Source organism: Psychrobacter sp. CoH-33_TS_01, assembly GCF_058189395.1.
In genome coordinates this window covers 1-248 of the sequence record NZ_JBVGQI010000087.1, presented here as the reverse complement: position 1 = coordinate 248, position 248 = coordinate 1, and the positions used below count along the sequence as shown (strand labels likewise).

Sequence of the window (248 nt, the reverse complement as noted above, 5' to 3'; positions counted from 1 at the left end):
CCCGAGATGCGCTGCAGACCGCCCTGCGCGGCGCGGAACCCGTCGATCACCGCGACGCGGTCCTGGTCGGCGGGGACGGAGTCGACGTCGACCGCAGTGGCGGGAGCCGCGAGGAGGCCGTCGAGATCGGTCGCCGTCCAGCCGGGGAGCCCGGTCGCCGCGTCGATCGCGCCGCGCAGGGCAGCCTGGGACCGACCGTTCGCGCGGTCGACCGTGACGAGCAGGGGGTCGGCGAGGTCGCCTACGGC

Annotated in this window: 1 protein-coding gene; it reads right to left on the bottom strand. The window is 76.6% G+C overall.

Going from position 1 to position 248, the window contains the following annotated elements:
* On the bottom strand, nt 1-248 hold a 248-nt coding region (locus ACZ2XM_RS15640), incomplete at both ends, for a hypothetical protein (protein WP_490619036.1).